Annotated in this window: 21 protein-coding genes and 1 pseudogene; 10 read left to right on the top strand and 12 right to left on the bottom strand. The window is 61.9% G+C overall.

Going from position 1 to position 22745, the window contains the following annotated elements; genetic code table 11:
* Positions 1-307: 307 nt before the first annotated feature.
* The 7 genes from AC3WWH_RS18825 to AC3WWH_RS18795 all read left to right on the top strand — a co-directional run bounded on the left by AC3WWH_RS18825 (position 308) and on the right by AC3WWH_RS18795 (position 6544).
* Positions 308-2107 (top strand): sensor histidine kinase, encoded by a 1800-nt coding sequence (locus AC3WWH_RS18825; RefSeq protein WP_245299105.1) that lies wholly within the window; start codon positions 308-310, stop codon positions 2105-2107.
* Positions 2104-2775, top strand: coding sequence for a response regulator transcription factor (locus tag AC3WWH_RS18820; RefSeq protein WP_058321972.1), 672 nt, complete (start codon positions 2104-2106; stop codon positions 2773-2775). Before AC3WWH_RS18825 ends, AC3WWH_RS18820 begins: the two co-directional genes overlap by 4 nt.
* Positions 2776-2813: 38 nt before the next feature.
* On the top strand, positions 2814-3248 hold the full coding sequence (locus AC3WWH_RS18815) for a response regulator transcription factor (RefSeq protein WP_058321971.1): 435 nt from the start codon (positions 2814-2816) through the stop codon (positions 3246-3248).
* A gap of 68 nt (positions 3249-3316) precedes the next feature.
* Positions 3317-4825: an arylsulfatase gene (locus tag AC3WWH_RS18810; protein ID WP_245299101.1), complete on the top strand. Its 1509-nt coding sequence runs from the start codon at positions 3317-3319 to the stop codon at positions 4823-4825.
* 193 nt (positions 4826-5018) lie between these two features.
* Positions 5019-5564: a class I SAM-dependent methyltransferase gene (locus AC3WWH_RS18805; RefSeq protein WP_113398446.1), complete on the top strand. Its 546-nt coding sequence runs from the start codon at positions 5019-5021 to the stop codon at positions 5562-5564.
* Positions 5551-5988 (top strand): alkaline phosphatase family protein, encoded by a 438-nt coding sequence (locus tag AC3WWH_RS18800; RefSeq protein WP_058325355.1) that lies wholly within the window; start codon positions 5551-5553, stop codon positions 5986-5988. The genes AC3WWH_RS18805 and AC3WWH_RS18800 overlap by 14 nt, the downstream gene beginning before the upstream one ends.
* Before the next feature lie 205 nt (positions 5989-6193).
* Positions 6194-6544, top strand: a complete 351-nt coding sequence (locus AC3WWH_RS18795; RefSeq protein ID WP_058325356.1) for a hypothetical protein — start codon at positions 6194-6196, stop codon at positions 6542-6544.
* A gap of 106 nt (positions 6545-6650) precedes the next feature.
* On the opposite strand, the pseudogene AC3WWH_RS18790 reads toward AC3WWH_RS18795, so the two are convergent.
* From AC3WWH_RS18790 to AC3WWH_RS18755, 8 genes and pseudogenes are all read right to left on the bottom strand, one after another.
* A pseudogene (locus AC3WWH_RS18790) lies at positions 6651-6882 on the bottom strand (helix-turn-helix domain-containing protein); the annotation flags it as partial.
* A 54-nt stretch (positions 6883-6936) separates the two neighbouring features.
* On the bottom strand, positions 6937-7701 hold the full coding sequence (gene kduD / locus AC3WWH_RS18785) for a 2-dehydro-3-deoxy-D-gluconate 5-dehydrogenase KduD (RefSeq protein WP_058325357.1): 765 nt from the start codon (positions 7699-7701) through the stop codon (positions 6937-6939).
* Complete coding sequence (gene kduI / locus AC3WWH_RS18780; RefSeq protein WP_058325367.1) at positions 7698-8534, bottom strand: 5-dehydro-4-deoxy-D-glucuronate isomerase; 837 nt, start codon at positions 8532-8534, stop codon at positions 7698-7700. Before kduI ends, kduD begins: the two co-directional genes overlap by 4 nt.
* A 37-nt stretch (positions 8535-8571) precedes the next feature.
* Entirely contained in the window at positions 8572-10437 is a 1866-nt protein-coding gene (locus AC3WWH_RS18775; protein WP_058325358.1) for a DUF2264 domain-containing protein, read from the bottom strand.
* Between the two features lie 78 nt (positions 10438-10515).
* The gene (locus AC3WWH_RS18770; protein ID WP_063891573.1) at positions 10516-11799 is read right to left on the bottom strand and encodes an ABC transporter substrate-binding protein; all 1284 of its coding nucleotides are present in this window, start codon (positions 11797-11799) and stop codon (positions 10516-10518) included.
* A gap of 43 nt (positions 11800-11842) precedes the next feature.
* The gene (locus AC3WWH_RS18765) at positions 11843-12925 is read right to left on the bottom strand and encodes an ABC transporter ATP-binding protein (protein WP_058325360.1); all 1083 of its coding nucleotides are present in this window, start codon (positions 12923-12925) and stop codon (positions 11843-11845) included.
* A gap of 32 nt (positions 12926-12957) precedes the next feature.
* Positions 12958-13851: a carbohydrate ABC transporter permease gene (locus tag AC3WWH_RS18760; protein ID WP_058325361.1), complete on the bottom strand. Its 894-nt coding sequence runs from the start codon at positions 13849-13851 to the stop codon at positions 12958-12960.
* Positions 13844-14770, bottom strand: a complete 927-nt coding sequence (locus tag AC3WWH_RS18755) for a carbohydrate ABC transporter permease (protein WP_113398444.1) — start codon at positions 14768-14770, stop codon at positions 13844-13846. The genes AC3WWH_RS18760 and AC3WWH_RS18755 overlap by 8 nt, the downstream gene beginning before the upstream one ends.
* Positions 14771-14913: 143 nt before the next feature.
* Here AC3WWH_RS18755 and AC3WWH_RS18750 point away from each other — a divergent pair, with 143 nt between their 5' ends.
* Together AC3WWH_RS18750 and AC3WWH_RS18745 are read left to right on the top strand one after the other, a co-directional pair.
* Positions 14914-16104: a glycoside hydrolase family protein gene (locus tag AC3WWH_RS18750; protein WP_058325363.1), complete on the top strand. Its 1191-nt coding sequence runs from the start codon at positions 14914-14916 to the stop codon at positions 16102-16104.
* 67 nt (positions 16105-16171) lie between these two features.
* Entirely contained in the window at positions 16172-17227 is a 1056-nt protein-coding gene (locus AC3WWH_RS18745) for a LacI family DNA-binding transcriptional regulator (protein WP_058325364.1), read from the top strand.
* Positions 17228-17495: 268 nt separating this feature from the next.
* Here AC3WWH_RS18745 and AC3WWH_RS18740 read toward each other — a convergent pair whose 3' ends face one another.
* Genes AC3WWH_RS18740 through AC3WWH_RS18730 form a run of 3 tightly spaced genes read right to left on the bottom strand, consistent with a single transcriptional unit; the run spans position 17496 to position 19266 of the window.
* Complete coding sequence (locus tag AC3WWH_RS18740; protein ID WP_058325365.1) at positions 17496-18347, bottom strand: NAD-dependent epimerase/dehydratase family protein; 852 nt, start codon at positions 18345-18347, stop codon at positions 17496-17498.
* A 42-nt stretch (positions 18348-18389) separates the two neighbouring features.
* The gene (locus AC3WWH_RS18735) at positions 18390-18845 is read right to left on the bottom strand and encodes a carboxymuconolactone decarboxylase family protein (RefSeq protein WP_492377157.1); all 456 of its coding nucleotides are present in this window, start codon (positions 18843-18845) and stop codon (positions 18390-18392) included.
* A 22-nt stretch (positions 18846-18867) separates the two neighbouring features.
* On the bottom strand, positions 18868-19266 hold the full coding sequence (locus AC3WWH_RS18730; RefSeq protein WP_492377169.1) for a cupin domain-containing protein: 399 nt from the start codon (positions 19264-19266) through the stop codon (positions 18868-18870).
* A gap of 136 nt (positions 19267-19402) precedes the next feature.
* Here AC3WWH_RS18730 and pdxR point away from each other — a divergent pair, with 136 nt between their 5' ends.
* Positions 19403-20803, top strand: a complete 1401-nt coding sequence (gene pdxR, locus AC3WWH_RS18725; protein ID WP_058324319.1) for a MocR-like pyridoxine biosynthesis transcription factor PdxR — start codon at positions 19403-19405, stop codon at positions 20801-20803.
* Positions 20804-21088: 285 nt separating this feature from the next.
* Here pdxR and AC3WWH_RS18720 read toward each other — a convergent pair whose 3' ends face one another.
* A complete protein-coding gene (locus AC3WWH_RS18720) occupies positions 21089-22708 on the bottom strand; it encodes an ABC transporter substrate-binding protein (RefSeq protein ID WP_058324295.1) in 1620 nt (539 codons plus the stop codon).
* Between the last annotated feature and the right edge of the window lie 37 nt (positions 22709-22745).

The raw sequence follows: 22745 nt of genomic DNA, 5'->3' as shown, positions 1-22745 counted from the left end.
AACGCGCCTCGGCGGTATTGTCCTTTGGGGCAGCGCGCACGAGTTGGCGCGGTATGGATCGGTCAGCAATCGCATTGGGTGTGGAAGCCGTACGCAGGGCAGGAAGGTTTCGGCGCGGGGGCCGGACTAAATTTTGAAATAGTTGAACGCCGACGGGCAATCGCCCCGGCCGCATCGTCACCTCCGAACGCATTGACGGAGAATGGCGCAAAGGACGTTCAATATGGCTCGTGCATCGACGAAACCATCGAGCCCGTTCACCCGGATCGCATCCGCATTTCTTTGCCTTCTGCTGCTCGTGATCCTGATGGCGGCCGAGCCCTTGTCGGCGGAGGTCGTGGACCAGGTACCACGCATCCTCATCCTCTATCCCTATGACGAAAGGATTCCGGCAACGACCATTGCCGGCGAGACCCTGAGACATCGGCTGCAGCAGGCGACAACGGGGAAGGTCGATCTGTTCTCGGAATTTCTCGACCTTTCCAGATTCCCCGAGAAGGTTCACATCGACCGGATGGCGCGATATCTCAGTGAGAAATACGCCGACCGACGTCCGGATGTAGTGATTGCGCTTGGTGAGGAGGCAACGGGCTTCATCGTCAAGTACCGCCATGCGGTCGCCCCGGATGCGAAGATCGTGTTCTGCGGCTTCAGCAGCGCGGACGCCGAGAAGTTGAGCCTGCCGAGCGACGTCGTCGGGGCCTTCAGCGAGTATGACATCGCAAAAACCCTTCTCATGGCGCGCGGTCTCCAGCCGGATGCCCGCGATCTCGTCATCATCGGCGGGTCCTCGGATTTCGACCGTTCCTGGCTTGCGACGGCGCGCGCGGATCTCGCCGGCCCCGCAAGCGGTCTTAAAACGACCTACGTCGAGGATTTGACCATCGATGAATTCGCGGACCGCGCCTCGCGTGTGCCGGAAGGGAGCATTATTCTGGTCCTCACCGTCTTTACCGATCGCAGCGGCCGGAACTTCATTCCGCGTAACGCGCTCGAACGGATTGCCGCCAAGGCGAGCGCTCCGGTCTACGGTCCTTACTCCACGTATATCGGCCATGGCGCCGTCGGCGGTAATACCGTCACCTTCGAGTCGGTCGGAACGGCGGTCGCCGAACTCGCCCTCGACGCGATCGCGGGAAAACCGATCGCCAACGTCAACGTCCCGAAAACCTTTGTCGCCGATGCGAGAGAGTTGACGCGCTGGGGCTTGCCGGAGAGCGGGCTTCCTGCCGGAACCGTCCTGAGCTTCAAAGAGAAGAGCCTCTGGGAGGAATATTGGGTGGCGATCATCGGCATCGTCGCGGTGCTTGCGCTTCAGGGGGTGATCATCACGGTGCTTCTGGTCGAGCGGCACCGTCGGCTGGCCGCGGAGCAGGAAGCGCGGCTTCGTCTGCTCGAACTCGTGCATCTCAACCAGTCGGCAACGGCGGGGGCCCTGTCGGCATCGATCGCCCATGAACTGAACCAGCCGCTCGGAGCGATCCGCAGCAATGTCGATGCCCTCGAAATCCTGCTTCGGAAAGAGCAGCCGGATCTCGACCTCATCCGGCAGATTCTCGTCGACATCCGCGAGGACGACCAGCGCGCCAGCGATATCATTGTTCGACTGCGGGGACTGCTGAAGAAGCGAAGCGAGATCGACTGGCAGGAATTCGACCTGAATGAGGTGGTCAACAGCGCGATCCATATCCTCCACGCCGAGGCGGGACAAAAAAGCATCGTCGTCAGCTCCAGCGACCCCACCCGGGCGCTGCCGGTGCGGGCCGATAAGGTACATCTCCAGCAAGTCATTCTCAACCTCGCCACCAATGCGATGGACGCCATGGTCGATGCGGCGGCGACCGAGCGGAAGCTGGTCTTTCAGACGGCGCTGATCGAGAATTCCGAGGTCGAGTTGTCGATCTCCGATACCGGCCGCGGCATCCCGAGCGACCAGCTCGACCATGTTTTCCATGCGTTCTACACGACCAAGCCGACAGGCACCGGGCTGGGTCTCTCGATCGCCCGCGCGATCATCGAAACCTATGGCGGCAAGATATGGGCGGACAATCGCGCCGAAGGCGGCGCCGTGTTTCGTTTCGTCCTGCCGCTTGCTCAGCACGGATGACCCAGTTGGAACCCGTCATTCATATCGTCGACGACGACAAGTCCTATCGCACCGCGCTGGCACGGTTGATGGAGGCATCCGGCTATCGCGTCGTCACCTACGGCTCGGGCGAAGAGCTTTTGGCCCACCTGACGGGCTCCGACCCCGGATGCATCCTCCTCGACCTGCAGATGCCCGGTCTGAGCGGGCTCGAGTTGCAGCACCGGCTCACCGAGAAAGCGCCGCTGCTGCCGATCGTGTTTCTGACGGGGCGAGGCGACATCAAGGCGAGCGTCCGGGCGATGAAGGCCGGCGCCGAAGATTTCCTGGAGAAACCGGCCCCGAGGGAGGCGTTGCTGGAAGCCGTCGAGCGGGCGCTGCTTCGCTCGGCGATACGGCGCGCCGAACTCGATCGCGTCCAGGCACTTCAGGCGCGTCTGGAGGCCCTGACGCCACGCGAGTTCGACGTTTTCGGCCTGATCGTCCGCGGCAAGCTCAACAAGCAGATCGCCTACGATCTCGGTACCTCCGAACGGACCGTCAAGGCGCACCGGCACAACGTCATGGAAAAGCTTGGCGTGCATTCGCTGGCCGAGGCCGTGTCGATCGCAGAGAGACTGGGATTTCTCGACCCGACGGCAAAACCGTCTGAAGATGCGCACGGTGCTGTTCGCCGCGCTTCCCCATAGGACAATATCCAGCCTTCGACGTTGGTCATACGATCGTCATGATCGGGGCTGGACATGCCTTTCCGCATGGGGCCTCAGAAAGGCATCCCTTGGAAAGCCAACCACGCAAGGTAGCCGTCGTGGAAGACGATCCGAGCATGCGCAAGAGCGTCGCGCGGCTATTGAACGCGCATGGTTTCGCGACGGAAGGATATGCCTCGGCCGAGGCCTTTCTGAACCGCGCCACGTCGAGCGAGATCGGCTGCATCGTACTCGATGTCCATCTCGGCGGCATATCCGGCATCGAACTCTGGCACCGGCTGAAGGACGGCGGCTCGAAGGTAAAGGTCATCTTCATCACCGCCGTCGACGATCAGGCACTCGAACAGGAGGCGGTCAACGCGGGCTGCGTCGCCTATCTGCACAAGCCGTTCCCGGCCGAATCCCTGATCGACGCAATCAACAGGGCAATGACGGTTTCACCCGGCGATTGAATGACGACCCAGCGGGAGCCGCTCCGAAGCAGCACTCGCGGACGGCGGTTCGAAAGGGGAGACGAAACATGAAGTGGCTCGGACCGTGGCGGGGAATGTGCTTTGCATTGGCGATCGGCTCCTGTCTCGTTGCCAATGCGTTGCCTGTCGGAACAGCATCTGCGCAGCCATCGACGCCAAACATCCTCTTCGTTCTCGCCGACAACATCGGCTACGGCGACATCGGCGTCTACGGCGGCGGGGAGCTGCGCGGGTCGCCGACGCCGCGCATCGACCAGCTCGCCGCAGAGGGCCTGCGGCTGACGCAGTTCCTGGTCGAGCCATCCTGCACGCCGTCGCGCGCCGCATTGATGACAGGTCGCTATTCCATCCGCTCCGGGCTATCGCTGGTTGCGGTCGCAGGCACGCCTTTCTCGCTGCCGGACAAGGAAATCACCATGGCGGAAATGCTGCACGACGCAGGCTACGCCACGGCGATCTTCGGCAAGTGGCATCTTGGCGCCCAGATCTATAGCCAGCCGCAGAACCAGGGCTTCGACGAGTTTTACGGAATCCCTCCTGGTGACACCTGGGACGCGTTCGGGATGATCCGCCAGGGCCATCAGACCAAGTCCATCGACGTCCCGCTGGACAAGGGGCCGCATATCGTCGAGGCCAAGCGGGGAGAGCCGGTGAAGCTGGTGAAACCCTATACCGAGGAAGTGCGTCGCGGGATCGACTGGGAACTGGTGGACCGCGGCGTCGATTTCATGACGCGCCAAAAGGCGGCCGGCAAGCCATTCTTCCTGTATCTGCCGATCTCCCGGACGCACTTTCCGAACCTGCCCTCGAAGCGCTTCGAAGGAGCTTCCCGCATCGGCCAGTTCGGCGACTCGCTGATGGAGGGCGACGCGATCGTCGGCAGGATGCTTGACGCACTGAAGGATCTTGGCATCGAGGAAAACACCATCGTGGTCTTCGCCTCCGACAATGGACCGGACGGCCCCGGTGCGAGCCGCTTCGGCACCGACATGCCGGACATGGGAACGGCAGGACCCTATCGCGGCGCGCTGGGCGACGTCAGCGAGGGCGCGATCCGCACCGCCGCCGTGATCCGCTGGCCGCAACGGATCAAGCCGCGATCCTCCTACGCGATGTTCTCGATCATGGACTTCTTCCCGACATTCGCGAAGCTTGCGGGCGGCAAGGTGCCGGACGACCGGCCGTTCGACGGGATCGACCAGAGCGACCTGCTGCTCGGCGACAATGACAGCGGGCGTCGCGAGCATTTGCTGACCTTCGTCGGTTCCGATCTGGTCGCCGTCCGCTGGAAGCAATTCCGGGCCTATTTCGCCGACGTGGCGCCCGGCCGCAGCGGCGCTGGCGGCGCAATCTTGATGGGCGGTATCGGATCAAGCGCTGCGCCGATGAATGGCTACCCAAAGGTGTTCAATATCGAGGCCGACCCGCAGGAGGAGCACAATATCGGCGAGATGTATAACTGGGTCCTCGGGCCGTTGTTGAAGACGGTGGAGGAATACAAGGCGAGCCTCGCGCGGTCACCCAATCCGCCCGCCGCGAACATGACGAGGTTCTGAACGTCAATACGTTGTGAAGGCGGGCCTTTTGGTTTGAACGCGATCATATTGCCACCGCCGGCGTCACGCCGATGTAGGTCGAGGGCCGGCTAAGGACCATAGGTCGGTTCAGCCGCTCACCGCTACCAGTGGATCGGATTGGAGAAGAGGCCGCCGCCTGAGAAATGATAGCACCGCGCCAGGGACGATAAGTATGCCGACGGAGGCCAGATCGAAAGAATCGCGTGATAAAGGGAGACGCAAGGACTCCCGGCTCGAAAAATTGCTCTTCCGCCTGGAGGCCCAGCGCATCTGCCTCGAATGGGCCTTCAGAGAGATAGCCGGCCGGCCGGGCATTGTATTCGAGATGGGTCTGGGTCACGGTCGCACCTACGACCACTTGCGCATCCATCTCCCGGAGCGCGAGATCTATGTGCTGGATCGCGAGACCGACTGTTTCGCCGACTGCACGCCGCCACAGAACTATTTGCTACTCGGCGACATCGAGGACACGCTTTCTGCCGCAGCCACCCGCTTTGGCGGACAGGTCATCCTGGCACATGCGGATATGGGTTCATATGTCGAAGCGAACAATATTGCGACAAGCGCCAAACTGAGCCGATGCCTCCCGGCGGTCCTTTCGCCGCATGCCATCGTCCTGTCCGATTTGCCGCTCGAACTTGCGGGGACCCGTTCGCTACCGCATCCACCGGGCGCGCCCCAAGACACGTATTTTCTCTACGCCAATGGGCCCCGGTGATCCGCTGGCCGCAACGGATCAAGCCGCGATCCTCCTACGCGATGTTCTCGATCATGGACTTCTTCCCGACATTCGCAAAGCTTGCGGGGGGCAAGGTGCTGACGGGATCGACGAGAGCGACCTGCTGCTCTGCGACAATGACAGCGGACATCGCGAGCATTTGCTGACCTTAGTCGGTTCCGACCTGTCCGCCGTCCGCTGGAAGCAATTCCGGGCCTATTTCGCCGACGTGGCGCCCGGCTGCAGCGGCCCTGGCGGCGCAACGCTGCTGGGCGGTGTGGGAAGCAGCGCCGCACCGATGAACGGCTATCCGAAGGTGTTCAACGTCGAGTCTGATCCGGATGAGGAGCACAATATCGGCGAGATGTACAACTGGTTCCTCGGCCCGGTGTTGAAGACGGTGGAGGCCCTGGATGCGTCCTAAGACGCACCGACCTTAGCCGGTCAGTGAAACTTGCAGAGTATCGTGGCCGTCGATCCTACCAGCGGCCGGCAAGTTCAGACGACTTCCCCTAAGGACAATATCGCTCAGTGGAGTTTCGCGTAATCTCAGTTGGGACGAGTTGCTTGAGCAGCCGCGCTTGGTTGCCACCCCGTCACAAGCGCAAAACCTAGGAAGGAGCATGACAATGAACCGCATTGCGACTTTTTCTATGATTGCCGGCCTCTCCGCCCTTAGCTTCGTTGGAATCGTGCACGGCCAAGGTGCCGCAATGGATTGGCCCAAAGAGATTGAGCAAACTGTGCGCAGCTACAGCGGCGACAAGATCAATGTCGTCGATGTAAGCACACTTGCGGAGCAGAACCAAACGCGCATGTGGGTCGAGCATGCCACGCCGGAACAACGCGCAGCGCTGCTCGAGGCCGTCAAAGCGAACAAGTCCTTGGCTGAAAAGCTGAAGGCGCAGAACGTCGAGATGGACAATATTGGCGGCGCTGAACAGGCGACTGACGGCGGGCTGACGATCTACGTTCGCTAACCCTCCCCGGGGTCAGTAAAGCGGGGTGCGGAACACCGATGGTACTCGCGCCGCATCCCGCTCCATCCGCGAGCATACCGCGGCAGGCGTTCGGTACTCGTTACCTTTATAGGACGCCCCACGCGCGAAACCTCCCCCTCCCCGTCATTTCCCGCAAGCCAAGCTCGCCGACGATCCGGCGGGCTGCCTTCGGCCCAACGTCGAACGCCTTGGTGGACCATACCGGCCGAGACCAGCGGCATGGCCATGACCAACTCAACCAGTTCCGGCAGTTCCGACGAGGCGCGTCAGCCGGTCAGCTTTCGCTCCATCATCTGCCGCGCCAACGCCAGCCGGTCACTTCGAAGCGCTTCGTGCTCGCGTCAATGAACGGCCCGCCAACGCATCTCCGTTCATCGCGCCAACCATCCTCCATCAACCGGGATGACGGCACCATGCATGTAGCGCGACGCCGGCGCGAGCAGGAAAACGGCAGCATCGCCGATATCCTCGGGGGTGCCCCAGCGGCCAGCAGGAATGCGATCGATGATCGCAGCGCTGCGATCGACGTCCGTGCGAAGCGCCTCGGTGTTGTTGGAGACGATATAGCCAGGCGCGATAGCGTTGACGTTGATACCCTGGCTTGCCCATTCGTTGGCAAGAATCCGCGTGATGCCCAGCACCCCATGCTTTGATGCCGTGTAGGAGGCGACGCGAATGCCACCCTGGAAGGAAAGCAACGAGGCGATGTTGACGATCCGCCCGATGCGCTTTTCGTCAAGAAGCCTTCGGCCGTAGGCCTGGCTCAGAAGAAAGGCAGCCTTCAAGTTGAGGTCGATCACCTCGTCCCAGTCCGCCTCCGAGAGTTCGGCCGAGGCGGCGCGGCGAATGATGCCAGCGTTGTTGACCAATCCGTCCAGCGGGCCGCAACTCTCTGAGACGCGATCGATCAACTGCTTGACCGCATCGCCATCGGCAAGATCGCAGGCAAACGGCACAGCCCTGCCGCCCACTGCTTCGACCTTTTCGACCGTCTCGGTCATCGAAGAGCGCCCGACAGCAATCACCTCCCCGCCGGCCCGGCCGATCGAAATCGCTATGCCCTGGCCGATCCCGGTGTTGGCGCCGGTGACCAGCACGCGCCTCCCTTTGAGGCTGAAGGCGGAGAGATCGCTCATCGCAACGTCTCCATCGGCACCGGGTCAGCATCGGTGTAATCGACATTGTCGCCCGCCATCGCCCAGATAAAGGCGTAGTTGGAGGTGCCGCAACCGGAGTGAATGGACCAGACCGGCGACAGGACGGCCTCCTCATTGGCCATCACGATATGGCGCGTCTCGGAGGGCTCTCCGAGGAAATGGAAGACCCGTGCTGGTTCCGGCAGATCGAAATAGAGATACACTTCCATGCGCCGGTCATGGATATGCGCCGGCATGGTGTTCCACACCGAGCCTTTCTTCAATTCCGTCATGCCAACGACCAGCTGGCAGGTCTCGATGCCATTGGTGAACTGGAAGATCGAGCGTTCGTTCGATGTCTCCAGGCTACCGAGGTCGAGGCGCTTCGCGCCGGAGATCGTCATCAGCGCCGTCGGGAAGGCGCGATGCGCCGGCGCCGAAAGCAGATAGAACTTTGCCGGGTTCGCGCGATCGTCGGAGACGAGAACCACATCCTGTCCCATGCCGACATAGATCATGTCGCGCGCGCCGAGAGCATGGCTCTCGCTGGAGACCACGACACGGCCCGGCCCGCCGATGTTCACGGCAATCAGCTCGCGGCGCTCGAGAAAGGTCTTCGTCCCCATCGGCTTGATGGCTTCGAGCGTCAACTCGGTCTCGACCGGCATCGCCCCGCCGACCACCATGCGGTCGTAGTGGGTGTAGGTGAGATTGACGCGATCGCTCGCGAAGAGACCGGCGATGTGAAAGTTACGGCGCAGTTCGTCTGTCCCCATCGCGGCTGCGGCGAGCGGGTCGATGGCATGGCGGGATGAGAAATTGGGGATCGTCATCTCATGTCTTTCGTCGTTGCGGGAGGATCGGTTGATGTCAAAGCGGCACGCCACACATCAGCGTTACGGCAGTCCCCTGCTCCGACAGGAGCCGTCGGAGCGCCTCGACATCTGGCGCTGCGGGCAAGCGGGATAGTTTCCCCTCGCCACCTGCCGGGTCGGCCTGCGCGAGGACAGCGACGGCCAAGGTGCTGACGCCGACCGGAACAGTGGCGAGCAATTGAGGAACCACGGTCTTTGCGGATACCAGATTGGTATTCGGCGCCGCGATGTGGCAGCGCCCGTTGCGGGGAACCGACGAGCCGACATCGATCATGGCCGACAGGTCCGTCGCCGTGGTGACGACGGCACGACCAGCATCCTGTTCACGGACTTCGCCGGCGTCGCGTCCGATCGCAAAGCCGCCTTCGATGGTCTTAAGCGGCCGCGGCGTGTCGATGCGATGGAGCCTGACGTGAAAATCACCATCCCAGTAGAGCCAGGTCTCGACCGAGACATCGGCATAGGGCCGCCAGCGCGCATAGAGAACGTTGTCGGCGATCAGGGCCTCTTCGTTGGTTTCGCGCACGCGGAAATGCACGCCGTCGTCGCTGAAGCCAATCATGGATTCGAGCACAGAATTGTCGAACCGCCAGAGATCGTTTTCGATGCTGAAGCCGTAACGCGCCGAATAGGCGAACTTCGCATATTTCTCCGGCGCGAAGCGGATGAAGGTGTTCGCAGCACTTGTGTGCTGGCCACAGGAGAGCGCAACGGCGTCACCCGGCGGATTGGCGACCAGGAAGCCGATGTGACGCTGGGCTGAGACGGCCGGTCGCGGCGGGCAGACAGCTTCGTCGCTCGCCCAGAACGGATGGTCCTCCGGCAGCATGAGCGGAAGGAAGGCCTTCAGCGCCCAATAGGGCGATTGCGCGGAATTATAAGGTTCCGACATGATCAGGTTAGGATAGGCATAGCCGACGGGCATCACGCCGTCGCGCGCAGCAAAGGGCTGCTTTGCCCACCAGCGCAGATGACGCAGGAAGTATCCCTTCTGCTCGCCGAAGGGGATCGCTTCTTCGCCGACGAGCGCCATGGCGCCGAAGAGGCCGGCGATGGCAAAGCGATAGGTCATCGAGCGACCGAAGCAGAGCGCCGGCCCGTCATCGGCAAACCAGCGGGCCATGTCGCCCGCGATCAACCGGGCCCGCTCACAATATCTGTTCGTCCAGTCGGAACCATCGAGGGCCGCCAGGATCAAGCCATAGAAGTGGAAGGCGAAGGGAATGTAGTGATCAGCGCGGCGTGTATCGCCATCGTGATACCAGCCATCGCCGAGATAGAAGCCGTCAAGTTCGCGCCGGTACTTTTCGTCGGGCCTCCGGTCGTAGTCGACGCCGACGTGGCTCAGCCCCATGCCAACGAGCAGCCGGAAGAACTTCCAATTGTTGTCGCTGTATTCGCAGGCATGACCTTTCAGCAGATAGGCAGCGACATTGCGCCGTTCGGCCTCAGACAGGGGCGTCCAGAGCTTGTCCGGCACGAGTTTTAGCGCGAAACCGATCGCTGCCAGTTCCACCAGGCGCTGGCTGCGGTCGAAGCATTCGCCCCAATATTCCTGGTGTCCCGGATCGCAGCCGTTAGCGAGGCCGCGGGCGATCGGCGCCCAATCGATCCACGTCGCCCCGCCGATGTGCGCCGGCGCCAGGCCCCAGAGCAATCGGGAGTAGCCTTCCATGTCGGCGGATTCCTGGTCGAAATGCGCGGCGTGCGCATCGAGGCGGATGCGCGCACCGCCCGGAGACCGGTACTTTTCGACCGGCTCTACCAGCGCCCTAAGCGCTTCCTCGACATCGGCGCGGTTTTTGAGCGGATTGCCTGCCCAGGGTTTGAACAGGGTTTCGGCGAAGATCGTATCGGACATGTGAAAAGGCTTCCGTTCGGACATTGATGCGCGGGAACAGTGAGCTCCCCGCGCAGCTCGGCAAAGTGGAGCGGATGCTCAGGCCTTGAGGATGCGGTCGGCCGCCGAGATGAGCTCGCTGCCCGCATCCATCGGCGACAGCTGCCCGAAAGCCACCTTGTCGGCGAGCGGCCGGAAGACACGCTCGTCCAGTTCACCGGCGCCAAGCGGTACGGCCGGCGGGTAGGTGCCGACCCGGTCCGCGATGCTGTTGACATAATCGACGGTCTTCTTCGCGGTCGCATCGATCGACGGGAGGACTGCCGCCTGCACGTCGGTGTTCACCGGCACGCCTCGCTCGACCTGAAGGATCTTGCCGGCCTCCAGATCGTTGACGAAGAAGTCGATGAACTGCGCCGCGAGCTCCGGGTTTTTCGCCGTGCTGGCGATCGACCAATGCAGACCGGGACGGTAGAAAAGACCGGAAGGGCCGCCGGTAGCACTGACCGGCAGCGATGTGATGTCGAGTGTGCTCTTGGAGATCTTCTGGAAGGCCGGCAGTTGGTTGGAGAAGGCAATGGCCATGACCGCGTTACCGGTTGCCAACGGGTTGCTGTCGACCAGCACCTTGTCCAGCGCCTGAACCTCGGCGGAAACGCAGCCGCCGTTCTTGGTGAGGCTTTCCCAATAGCCGAACCAATCAGCGGCGTCGCTCGCCTCGTAACCGAGCTTTCCGGCCTCGGTGTAGAGCTTCTTGCCGCGCTGATGCAAAAACGCCTCGAAAGCGAATATGTAACGCGACGCGTTTCCAACCGCCCAGACGTTCTTCTTGCCCATCGCCTTGGTGAGGTCGATAGAGAGCTTGGCGAAGTCATCCCAGGTGGTCTTTGCTGAAGGCGCTGGAAGCCCGGCCTTTGCCACCGCATCCGCGTCGTAGATCATCGCGAAGGCGTTCAGCGATAGCGGCATGCCGGTGACCTTGCCGTCGACCGTTCCAAGATCGAGAACGCCCGGCACCAGCTTTTCGGTGCGGATCACCTTGCCGAGATAGTCGTTGAGCGGCAGGTTGGTGGATCGGCGGCTATAGTCGGCAAAGCGGCTCGGCTCGAGCTGGAAGATATCCGGCGCATTGCCGCCGGCGATCATCGTCGTGAGCTTCGCCCAGTAGTCGCTGCCACCTACCTCGCCGACGATCTTCACACCGGGGTGTGCGGCTTCAAAAAGCTTGGCTGCGCCCAGCGTGCGCTCGGCGCGGCTGGGTGTGCCCCACCAGTAGAGGCGCATGGAATCTTCCGCGAAGGCGCGGAAGGCCGGCATCGTCGCGAGCGTGGCGCCGGCGCCGAACAGTGCAGCGTTGCGCAAGAAATGGCGTCTGTTGATCATGTTCTCCTCCTCCATGATGTGTTTTGAGATCCCGTTTGTTAGATCATTGGCCGATGCGATCGCCGGCCTCGTCGAACAGGTGGCAGTTCTCCACGGCAATTCGGACTTCCAGCGTGGAACCGGCGCTGATCGCGCGTTGGCCGTCGAGGGCGACCGTCAGCGACTGCCCGTCGGAAAGGCGACCGTAGACAATGGTCTGGCCGCCGAGATGCTCGACATGAACGACCGTTAGCGTGCCGAGTTCGAGCCCGCCGGCTCCATCGATTCCAATGTGTTCGGGCCGGAGGCCCAGGCTGAGCTTTGCACCAGCCGCAACACGCTCCTCCATCGGCAGTCGCGCTTGCCGGCCGGCAAAGTGGACCGAAACGCCACCATCGCGGACGTCGCCAGCGACGACGTCGAGGAAATTCATCTTGGGCGAGCCGATAAAGCCGGCGACGAACCGGTTGGCGGGCCGATTGTAGATCTCGAGCGGCGTGCCGTGCTGCTCGATGACGCCGGCGCGCAAGACGACGATGCGGTCGGCGAGCGTCATCGCCTCGACCTGGTCGTGGGTGACGTAGATCATCGTCGCCCCGATGTCCCGGTGGAGCTTGGCAATTTCGACACGCGTCTGAACCCTCAGCTCCGCGTCGAGGTTAGAGAGCGGCTCGTCGAACAGGAAGATCTTCGGGTCGCGAACGATCGCCCGGCCGATCGCGACGCGCTGCCGCTGGCCGCCGGAAAGCTGCTTCGGCTTGCGGTCGAGCAGATGGGTAATCTGCAGGATGTCGGCCGCCTTGCGCACGCGCTTGTCGATCTCTGACTTCGGCATCTTTGCCGTTTCGAGGCCGAAGGACATGTTCTTGTAGACGCTCATGTGCGGGTAGAGCGCATAGGACTGGAAGACCATGGCGATTCCCCGCTCGCTCGCCGCGGTCTCGTTCATGCGCTCGCCGCCGATCGAGAGTTCGCCGCCGCTGATCGGCTCCAACCCAGCAATCATGCGCAAAAGGGTCGACTTGCCGCAGCCGGACGGGCCGACGAAGACCACGAATTCTCCGGAACTGATCGCCAGGTCGACGCCACGGATGATGTCGAGATTGCCAAAGCTCTTCTTGATCTTGCTCAAAGCCAGCGTCGTCATCGTTTTCGTCCCTATCTCTCAAATTCCGTGTGTCAGCGCTTCATGCCGGTTGTCGCGATGCCTTCGATCAGCAGTCGCTGGAACAGGATGAAGAGAATGAAGATTGGCAGCACCGTCAGCGTCGACATGGCGAAGAGTGAGCCCCAGTCGGACGTCCCGGTGGAGTCAACAAAGGTGCGAAGGCCGAGTTGGGCGGTGTATTTCTCGATGTCGTTCAGGTAGATCAGCGGCGCGAAGAAATCGTCCCAGGTCCAGATGAACGAGAAGACTGCTGCCGTCGCGAGCACCGGGGTGGAGAGCGGCAGGATCACCTTCAGGAAGATGCGCAGCGGCCCGCATCCGTCCATGATCGCCGCCTCGTCGAGCTCTCGCGGGATGCCGCGGAAGAACTGCACCATCAGGAAGATGAAGAATGCGTCGATCGCGAGGAACTTCGGCACCACGAGCGGCAGGATGGAGTTCACCCAGCCGAGCTTGAGGAACAGCACATATTGCGGGATCAGTACCGCATGTTGCGGCATCATCAACGTGCCGAGCATCAGCGTGAACCAGAAGCCGCGTCCCTTGAAACGCAAGCGCGTGAAGGCATAGGCCGCCATCGAACAGGAAAAGAGGTTGCCGACGACGACCAGCAGCGAAATCACCAGCGAATTGAAGAACATCCAGCCGAAGCTGACGCTGAGGCCACTCCAGCCGCGACGATAGGCGTCAACCGTGGGATCGGTCGGGATCAGCCCTGTCGAGGTGAAGATCTCGCTGTCCGGCTTGAAGGAACTCGCGACCATCCACAGCAGCGGATAGAGCATCAGAAAGCTGACCGCGACCAGCAGCGCGTAAAGCAAAGCGCGCGTCCACGGCGATACGCTGGGCTCGGCAGCGTCGGCACGCGGCCTGATAGTGGTCGTCGAAAGAGCGGCATCAGTCATCGTAGTGTACCCAGTACCTGGCCGTCAGGAATGACATGGCGGTGAAGAAGGCGATGATGAGCACCAGGACCCAGGCCAGCGCCGAGGCATAGCCGAAGCGGAAATTGGTGAAGGCCTCCTGGTAGAGATAGAGCGTGTAGAACAGCGTGGAGTCGATCGGGCCGCCGGTTCCGTCACTGATGACAAAGGCCGAGGTGAAGGCCTTGAAGGCATCGATCGTCAGGATCACGGCATTGAAGAAGATCACCGGCGTCAGCAACGGCAGGGTGATCTTGAAGAACTGCCGGGTTTTACCCGCGCCATCGATGCTGGCCGCCTCGTACATGTCCTGCGGGATCTGCCGCAGGCCGGCAAGAAAGATGATCATCGACGAGCCGAACTGCCAGACGGCCAGGAGAACGAGCGTATAGAGCGACGTCGAAGGGTTCGAAATCCAACTTGGCCCCTCAAAGCCGAAAAGCATGTTAAGCGCCTGATTGAGCAGACCGTCGCCGGCAAAGACCTGCCGCCAGAGCACCGCCACGGCGACGCTGCCGCCGACCAGCGACGGTAGGTAAAAGATCGCACGGAAGAACGACAGGCCTTCAAGCCCCCGGTTCAACGCCACTGCCACGGCCAGAGCAAAGATGAGCTTCAACGGCACCGACAGAAGCACGAACGTGAAGGTCACGTTCATCGCGGTCCAGAAGCGCGGATCGTCGGTGGCGATGCGCACATAGTTTTCCGCACCCACCCAGTTGGCCGCGCCAAGACCGCTATAGTCGGTCAGAGACAAATAGAATGATGCGACCGCGGGGCCGAGCGTCAGGAGAAAAAAGCCGACAAGCCACGGCGCCAGAAAGCCGTAACCCGCTAGACTGTCTCCGAATTTGAATCGCCCGCCCGCAACCGGCCTCTCCGTTGTCCCCAATGTGGACATTGTACCTTCTCCAACCATGCCCGGCTCCTCCCGAGGAACCAACATCTATCGCCAGAAATTTTTCCCGTCAATAAAAAGTTTCGTAGTTGACGAAATTATCGTAATCAGCGAAAACTTCACGAAACCAACGTGAGGCTTATCAAATGCGCATAGAACGAAACAGCTACTTCAGCGCGGTCGAGATGGTCGGCCAACGCCCCAATCGCAATCGCCATCAGCAGGCTCTTGAGCGCTGCACTGCCAAACTGCTCCAGACCATGCCGATCATTGGGCTGCGCAATCCGAAAATCGGGCTGCCGGATCAGACCTGGAGCTTCTGCGGACCCTATGATTGGGTCGTGAGCTTTCATGCTGGCCAGCTCTGGCTTGCGCTGCAGCTGACCGGCGACCCTCGCTTCCTGAACGCCGCCCGCGCTCGCCGTTCTGTGTTTCGTGACATCTTGCGCCTTCGCGATGCCCAAGACCACGATCTCGGCTTCCAGTTTTCGTTGAGCTGCGTTGCCGAATGGCTGCTGACGGGCGACCAGGAAGCACGCGATCTCGCTCTTGAGGCAGCAGGCAGGCTGCTTGAGCGCTACCGGCCGGATGGACAATACATCCAGGCCTGGAACGCTCGCTCGATCCACGGCGGCATTCGCTCCGAATTCGTCAATGGGCGCGTCATCGTCGATACGATGCAAAACCTCGCACTGCTGCACTGGGCCCATCGCGAGACCGGTCGCTACGATTTTGCCGAGGCCGCCAACGGCCACGCCGCAACGACCCTGAAGCACCTCGTTCGGGCCGATGATACGAGCTTCCATACGTTTCTGTTCGACCCGGCGAGCGGCAAGCCGCTGCGCGGCGAGACCCACCAGGGCTACGCAGACGATTCCTGCTGGTCGCGCGGCCAGGCCTGGCTGATCCATGGCTATGCGCAATGTGCAGCAACGACAGGCAACCCGACCTTCACTGACGCGGCCAGGCGATTGGCGGCGAAGGCAGAAGTGCTGATGGGCGACGACGACGTCCCTGTCTGGGACTATTCGGTGCCTGATGCCAAGACCGCGCCGCGCGACAGCTCTGCCGGCGCCATCATGGCCGCCGGTGTCTTCATCCTTGCCGGGCTCTGCGAACCGGAAGAAGCCTCGCGCTGGCATGCCTTCGGCGATCGCCTGATCGGCGGCCTGCTCGACAGCTGCGACCTCACCAAAGATCCCAAGGCCGAAGGCTTGCTCGCCCATGGAGCCGCCCATGCGAGCGCCGGCTATTCCGATGCCATGCTGCCCTATGGCGACTATTATTTCATGGAGGCACTGATGCGCTCGCTTGGGCACACGCGCTTCTTCTGGTAGTGGACGATCATGACCATGCAGCCGCGATCAATCTCGCCCACTCCGGCCAGATAGGACCTTCGTCGAAATGGATGACGAATCAAACGCCCCGACACTCAAGGATATCGCCGACGCCGCGGGCGTTTCGGTCGCATCCGTATCGAAGGTGCTCAACAATCGCGGCGGCGTCGGCGACGAAAGCCGGCGTAAAATTCTCGACCACGCGGAGCGGCTGGGATACCAGGTTCGGGCCGCCCGCTCGCTGATCCGCGCCGGCGTCGAGAGCACGGTGCTGGTGATGCCGGCGCAGTTCTATGCGAGTTCGGCCTTCTACGAGGACGTCATTCAAGGCGTCCTCTCCGAGGCCAGCACAAGCTCGCTTAGGATCGACGTCAGGCTCGTCTCTCTCGATGCGGAGATCGCAATCGGGGAAATCACCGACATTCTGCGCGACATCCGGCCGGGCGCCCTCGTCCTGCTCGGCATGGACCATCCCGTCATGATCGATAGGATCGTCGACAGCGGCATCCCTGCCGTCATCATCAACGGCATGGACCGGACCATGCGGCTCTCGTGCGTGCTGCCAGACAACTGGTCTGCCGGTTGGCTTGCCGCGCAAAGGCTGCTCGCGGCCGGCCACCGCGAAATCGTGCACGTGACAATACCCCATCGTCTGTCGCTAAGGCGACGGCTCGAAGGTTTCCGCGTCGCTCTGGAAGAAGCCGGCATCGTCTTCGATGAAAACAGGCATCTCTTCGATCTCGGTGGCATGGGCCTGCAGGAGCCCGATACGACTCCAGCGATACGGCAGGCGTTGCAGCAGGGACGCTTCACCGACACGACCGCATTCTTTTGCAGCACAGATCTGATCGCGATCAACGTCATGCAGGCTCTCGAAGCCGGCAGCCATTCGGTTCCGGATGATTTCTCGATCATCGGTGTCGATGATATCGCGATCGCCCGGCACAGCCGCCCACCGCTAACGACGATGCGGATCGACCGGGGCGAGCTTGGCCGCGCCGGCATCCAGCTCCTGCTGGAGCGGATCAACGATCCGGAAATCAATGTGCGCCGGGTCAATCTCGGCGTCCGCCTGGTGGAACGCGCCTCTGTTGCTGCGCCAAGGAAGCAGCATGAATGTTGAACGAGCGTGAAGCGCAGCACGTCTAAGTCGATGCCGATGCGACCTACCCTCGCTCTCGAACTACCAGCGCCGATCCCATTCCGCCCGTCCGAAGCAATCGGGCAGGACGCGGCATTTCGCAAAAAGTATCAGATTTCACCGAGTGAATTCCGTCACCGACATCGTTGAACAGTGCAGAGCATGCGACGCACCGACTGTGACGATCGGATGTCGTGGCAGTTATCCCTCTAGCGGGTCCGACTATTTCCGTTGGCCCGCCGGGCGGCAATCACGCGCCCTTCCATAGCAGCGGCCGTGGCGCGAAGCCGAGTTTTTCCTTCGCTCGCGCGTTCGCGGCACCGGTCAGATGGGTGTGGTAGTAGACCGCTTCCTCGCCGGCCGATTTCAGCGCGTCCTCCACACTGACCCGCCCCGGCTCCGATGCATCAACCCATCGAGCGAAAGCCGGGAGCCATTTGGCGACGGGCATCGGGTCGTCGTCGACGATATGGACGAACGACCAAACGGCATTTCCTTCGCCGATCACCACCGCCTCGCCATTGCGAACCTGATCGGCAATCGCTCCGTCCGGCCGGTACCACGTACCGGGCCCGTAGAAAAAGCCGTAGCGTAGGACGACGCCATCGAGCGACGGCGACGCAAGCACACGGTCCTCATAGGCGCCGATGGTGCGCGTACTCTCGCCGATCTCGCCAGGCGCGTCGTACCTGAGCCTCGCGGTCTCGTCGGCGAGTTGTCCTGCCGGGGCATCGAGGTAGAAGCCACGAGACTGCATGATGTAGCGGCGAACGCCCAGCTTCTGCGCCGCGGCGAGCAGGTTGGCGCCGCCCTCGCGATGAAGGCGCGTATCGTCCGGCATCGCCTTGATGATGTCAGCGGGGTTGGCCGGAAGCCAGGTGAGCTGGTCAATCACGACGTCCGGCGCTGCTGCCGCGATTGCCTCATGGACCGCCCCTGGGTTGAAGGCATCCGCGGTCGACGCGTCGGCCCCGAGTTCGCGGAGACGATCCACGCCTGGGCCTGGGCGCGTCATACCGGTCACCTGATGGCCAAGGGTCAAGAGCGCCCGCACCAGCGGCGAGCCGACGGCGCCTGTGGCGCCCGCGATGAATATCTTCATAGCCAACTCCTCAATTTGAGCGTTTCGGGCGTTCGCCCGCCTTTACTTCTCAAGTGCTGCCTGCGGCGTGTTGCGGAAACTGATCGCCATGCGGTTGTAGGCGTTCATCAGGCCGATCGCGATCGTGAGGTCGGTGAGTTCACGCTCGTCAAACAGCGCACGTGCAGCCGTGTAGGCTTCGTCCGGCACACCCGTCTCGGCGACGCGTGTGACGGTTTCGGCCCAGGCAAGGGCCGCCCGCTCACGCGCGTCGAAGAGATTGCCGGCTTCTCTCCACACCTGAACCAATGTGATCTTCTCGATCGGTTGGCCCTTCTTCAAAAGGTCGCGCGTGTGCATGTCGAGACAGTAGGCGCAATTGTTGATCTGTGAGATGCGAAGATAAACCAGATCCACCAGCACCGGCGGCAGGCCACTTTGCAGGACGTAGCCGTAGACGCCTCCAAGGGCCTTGGCGCCGGCCGGTGCGATCTGGTTGTAGTCGAGACGCTTGCTCATTGTTCTGCTCCTGAATTCGGGTTTACTTGATCGGGGTGGTGAGTTCTTTTTCATCGGTGTCGGCGACGAACACCGCCAGCAGCTTTGCCGGCTTCGTCTGGCTCGCGTTGCGGCTGACGAGATGTTTCGATGCCGGCGGCTCGTACCAGCTCTCGCCGGCGCGGTAGGTCTGTGTCGGACCGTCATTCACCTTGGACACGATTTCTCCGGAGAGAACGTAGGCGAAGATGAAGGACGACTTTGCATGCGTGTGCGGAACCGAGGCGCCGCCTGGGGGATAGTCGACGATCAGGGCGGTCAAGGTCTTGCCCGGAATATTGGGTATCGCCTTTTCGAAGTGCGGCGTGACAACGTCGCCGGGATCGTGCGCTGCGGCCGGCAGCGCGGTGACGATTGCAAGGGCGGCGGCAGCAGCGCCAATGAAGGTATCGTAGGGTCATGCCAGGGATCTCCTTTCCGCGTGGTCCTGATGACGTTTCTTCCTGCCCCTAGAAATGACGACTAACTGGTTCTAAAAAAAGCACCAAAAACCGACAAAAATCATGTACCAAGAAAGCATGGATCAGCTGCTGGAACTGAATCTCGATCGGTCGGCGCGGACGCCACTGGCCGAGCAGATACGAAAGGGCATCAGCGCCGCGATCGAAAGCGGGGTGCTTGCCCCAGGCGCGCGTCTGCCGTCCTGGCTGGATCTCGCCGCTCAGCTTGGCGTTGCACGCGGCACGGTGCGTACGGCCTACGACAAGCTTTCCGCGGCCCAGCTCATCGTCGCCTCGCGCTCGACCGGGACCCGCGTCGCCGCTCGTCCTGCAGCGGTTGCGCGGATCGAGCCGCCACCGGATCCCGGCTCGTTCATGGAGCGGTATCGGGAAATGACAGCCGGCCCGGCGATCTTCCAGATGGGCGTACCGGCGCAGGAAACCTTTCCCGCGACGCTCTTCGCGAGAATCCGCGCGCACGCCGTACGCGTGGAAACGAGCGCTCCGGCGATCTATCCCGACCCACGCGGCGAACTGGAACTGCGCCGGGAAATTGCCGCCTATCTTACCGTCGCGCGCAGCATCGAATGCTCGCCCTCCGAAATCATCATCACCGGGGGATACGCCAGCGGGCTTGGAATGGCGCTCCGCGTCCTCGGTCTCGAAGGGCAAAAGGTCTGGATGGAGGAGCCAGGGTTCCCATTCACCCGGCGCGGGCTGGAGCTTGCGCGACTGGAGATCGTGCCGGTCCCCGTCGATGCCGATGGCGTCAACGTCGAGTATGGCATCCGCCGTGCCCCGGATGCAGCGCTGGTCGTCGCGACCCCGGGGCAACAGGCGCCGCTCGGGTCCACCTTGTCACTGGCACGCCGACTGCGTCTTCTCGACTGGGCGGCGGGGGCGCAGGCCTGGGTGATCGAGGACGACTATCTCAGCGAGTTGCAGCTCGACGGCCGCGCCGCGCCGGCGCTCGCCTCCCTCGACCGCGGTGGACGCGTCATTCACATCGGCTCCTTCAGTAAGACCATCAGCCCGGCGCTCAGGCTCGGCTTTGTCGTCGCGCCGCGAGCGCTCGCCTCCCGTTTTGCGGAAGTCGCAGCCTGTCTCGCACCGCCTCCCGGGCCATCCGTGCAGCTTGCAGCCACTGAGTTCATGCGCGAAGGGCATTACTTGCGGCATCTCAGGCGGACGAAGCGGGTTTACTCCGCCCAGCGCGACGCCTTGCTGAAATCCCTGCGGCCAGAGGAAGCGACAGTTGCCGGATTGGCCGTGCTGTTGCGTTTGCCGGACGGGGCGCCGGATCTCGCTATTGCCAGAGAAACGCTGGCTTTCGGCATGTCGCCCGCGCCACTATCGGCCTGGTACGCGTCGCCGGATTCTGCAAAATCCGGCTTGCTTCTAGGCGTTGCCACGGCGCCGCCACGGCAGCTTGCGAGATCCTGCGACCGCCTGCTTGAGATTGTAAGACGGTTTGCTTGACGTGTTGCATGTGTAAGCAAAGTGCGAACTCTCAAGCGACGGAACCGTTCTGTGCGCCTTCGGACACCTCCAGCCAATGGCAAGAAAATCCTGTTCCGGTCGATACACTGTGCGACCCTTCTGCTTGTCGTGCGAAACCACGAACCTGATTAAGCGGGATACGTGGCTCACCTGCCGGCAATCGCGGATGACACATCAATGGAACTTAACTGGGAGACTTTTTTCAAATGATATCAATGGTGCGCGCCTGCCGGAACAGGCGCGCAGAGTCCCAACGTGTTGGGACTATTCCTCGATATCGACCTTGTCGAAGCGATGCGAACCCAAGGGTTCCATCATGTAGTTCTTCACCTTTTTCGACATCGGCAGCACAACGGTGGAATGAGCAATCGGAACCCAAGGTGCCTGGTCGCTGATCATGGCCTGCGCTTCTTCGTACAGTTTCGTCCGCTCGCTCTGATCCGAGCTGGTACGCGCCTTCTGGAAGATCTCGTCGAGCGGCTTGTCGCACCAGTTGGCATTGTTGCTCCCGCCGACGCCGGAGCAGCTGAAAAAGTAGCTGAGCAAGTTGTCCGGATCGCCATTGTCGCTCGTGCCGCCGAGGATGACGGCGCCGTCGCGCGCTTCGTCGCGCGACTTCTTCAGGTACTCGCCCCATTCATAGGAAACGATCTCGACACCGATACCGACCTTGGCAAGGTCCGCCTGCATCAGCTCGGCCGCGCGGCGGGCGTTCGGCATATACGGACGGCTGACGGGCATCGCCCAGATTTTCATCTTCAGATCTTTGACGCCGGCTCCGTCGAGAAGCTCCTTTGCCGCTTCCGGATCGTAGCTGTAGCCTTCGATGGTGCTGTTATAGCCCCACATCGTCGGCGGCAGGACGCTTTTGGCGACCTGGCCCATGCCCTGATAGACGGAATCAACGATCGCCTTGCGGTCGATCGCCATGTTGATGGCGCGGCGCACCTCCAGCTTGTCGAACGGCGCGACCAAGGTGTTCATCGCGAGATAGGAGACGTTGAGACCTGGTTGTTCCAATACCGTCAGGTCCGGATTTGCCTTCAGTCCGGCGACGTCAGCCGGCGCCGGGTACGGCGCGATATGGCATTCGCCCGCCTGTAGCTTCTGCATGCGTGTCGTCGGATCGGTAGTGATCGCGAAGATGAGATTGTCGATCTTCGGCGCGCCGGCCCAATAGTCTACATTGGCTGCAAAGCGGATCGCCGCATCTTGCTGGTAGTCGACAAAGCGGAACGGCCCGGTACCAACAGGCTTGCGGTCGAGGTCCTCGCGCCGTCCCTCAGCCGCCAGCTTGTCGGCATACTCCTTCGACATGATCGAGCCGAAGTTGAGGGCAAGCTTCGCCGGAAGCGACGCATCCGGTTGCTTCAGCACGAACTTGACGGTCTTTCCATCGACCTTGACGATGTCCTTGATGACCGTTGGCATGTCCATCGCGTTGAACATTTCCCAGTTCGCACCAGGAAAGTAGCTGTTCCACGGGTCGTCCTTGTCCAACTGGCGAATGTAGGTGAAGAGTACGTCGTCGGCGTTGAAATCACGCGTCGGGGTGAAATCATCCGTCGTCTGGAACTTCACGCCCTCACGCAGTTTCAGCGTGTATTTGAGATTGTCGTCGGAAATGGTCCAGCTTTCGGCAAGGCCCGGAACGACATTGGTGGTGCCGGACTCGAACTCAGTGAGGCGATCGTAGATCGTCTCGGCTGAAGCATCCCACGTGCTGTTGGCCGAGTAGAGCGCTGCGTCGAACCCCTCTGGCGCGCCCTCCGAGCAATAGACGAGCGTCTTCGCCATGGCAGGCGTCAGCGCCACGCCAGAAAGCATGGTTGCTGCAAACAGGGAAACAAGGGTTTTGCGCGTCCGCGCGAATTTCAAAGTCATTGGCGTGTCCTTCCTTGGGAATGGAATGCGAAATGCC

The organism is Ensifer sp. EB106-03-01-XG145 (assembly GCF_058792075.1).
Note: the sequence above shows the minus strand (reverse complement) of the source record. Positions and strands in the feature narration are given on the sequence as shown.

Coding starts and splice junctions, on each gene's coding strand:
- AC3WWH_RS18755 (WP_113398444.1), bottom strand. CDS start 14,770: ATGTCCACATTGGGGACAACGGAGAGGCCGGTTGCGGGCGGGCGATTC.
- kduD (WP_058325357.1), bottom strand. CDS start 7,701: ATGAGCGATCTCTCCGCCTTCAGCCTCAAAGGGAGGCGCGTGCTGGTC.
- AC3WWH_RS18805 (WP_113398446.1), top strand. CDS start 5,019: ATGCCGACGGAGGCCAGATCGAAAGAATCGCGTGATAAAGGGAGACGC.
- AC3WWH_RS18770 (WP_063891573.1), bottom strand. CDS start 11,799: ATGATCAACAGACGCCATTTCTTGCGCAACGCTGCACTGTTCGGCGCC.
- AC3WWH_RS18810 (WP_245299101.1), top strand. CDS start 3,317: ATGAAGTGGCTCGGACCGTGGCGGGGAATGTGCTTTGCATTGGCGATC.
- AC3WWH_RS18760 (WP_058325361.1), bottom strand. CDS start 13,851: ATGACTGATGCCGCTCTTTCGACGACCACTATCAGGCCGCGTGCCGAC.
- AC3WWH_RS18800 (WP_058325355.1), top strand. CDS start 5,551: ATGGGCCCCGGTGATCCGCTGGCCGCAACGGATCAAGCCGCGATCCTC.
- AC3WWH_RS18765 (WP_058325360.1), bottom strand. CDS start 12,925: ATGACGACGCTGGCTTTGAGCAAGATCAAGAAGAGCTTTGGCAATCTC.
- AC3WWH_RS18740 (WP_058325365.1), bottom strand. CDS start 18,347: ATGAAGATATTCATCGCGGGCGCCACAGGCGCCGTCGGCTCGCCGCTG.
- AC3WWH_RS18720 (WP_058324295.1), bottom strand. CDS start 22,708: ATGACTTTGAAATTCGCGCGGACGCGCAAAACCCTTGTTTCCCTGTTT.
- AC3WWH_RS18815 (WP_058321971.1), top strand. CDS start 2,814: ATGATCGGGGCTGGACATGCCTTTCCGCATGGGGCCTCAGAAAGGCAT.
- AC3WWH_RS18775 (WP_058325358.1), bottom strand. CDS start 10,437: ATGTCCGATACGATCTTCGCCGAAACCCTGTTCAAACCCTGGGCAGGC.
- AC3WWH_RS18750 (WP_058325363.1), top strand. CDS start 14,914: ATGCGCATAGAACGAAACAGCTACTTCAGCGCGGTCGAGATGGTCGGC.
- AC3WWH_RS18735 (WP_492377157.1), bottom strand. CDS start 18,845: ATGAGCAAGCGTCTCGACTACAACCAGATCGCACCGGCCGGCGCCAAG.
- AC3WWH_RS18745 (WP_058325364.1), top strand. CDS start 16,172: ATGGATGACGAATCAAACGCCCCGACACTCAAGGATATCGCCGACGCC.
- AC3WWH_RS18820 (WP_058321972.1), top strand. CDS start 2,104: ATGACCCAGTTGGAACCCGTCATTCATATCGTCGACGACGACAAGTCC.
- pdxR (WP_058324319.1), top strand. CDS start 19,403: ATGGATCAGCTGCTGGAACTGAATCTCGATCGGTCGGCGCGGACGCCA.
- kduI (WP_058325367.1), bottom strand. CDS start 8,534: ATGACGATCCCCAATTTCTCATCCCGCCATGCCATCGACCCGCTCGCC.
- AC3WWH_RS18825 (WP_245299105.1), top strand. CDS start 308: ATGGCGGCCGAGCCCTTGTCGGCGGAGGTCGTGGACCAGGTACCACGC.
- AC3WWH_RS18795 (WP_058325356.1), top strand. CDS start 6,194: ATGAACCGCATTGCGACTTTTTCTATGATTGCCGGCCTCTCCGCCCTT.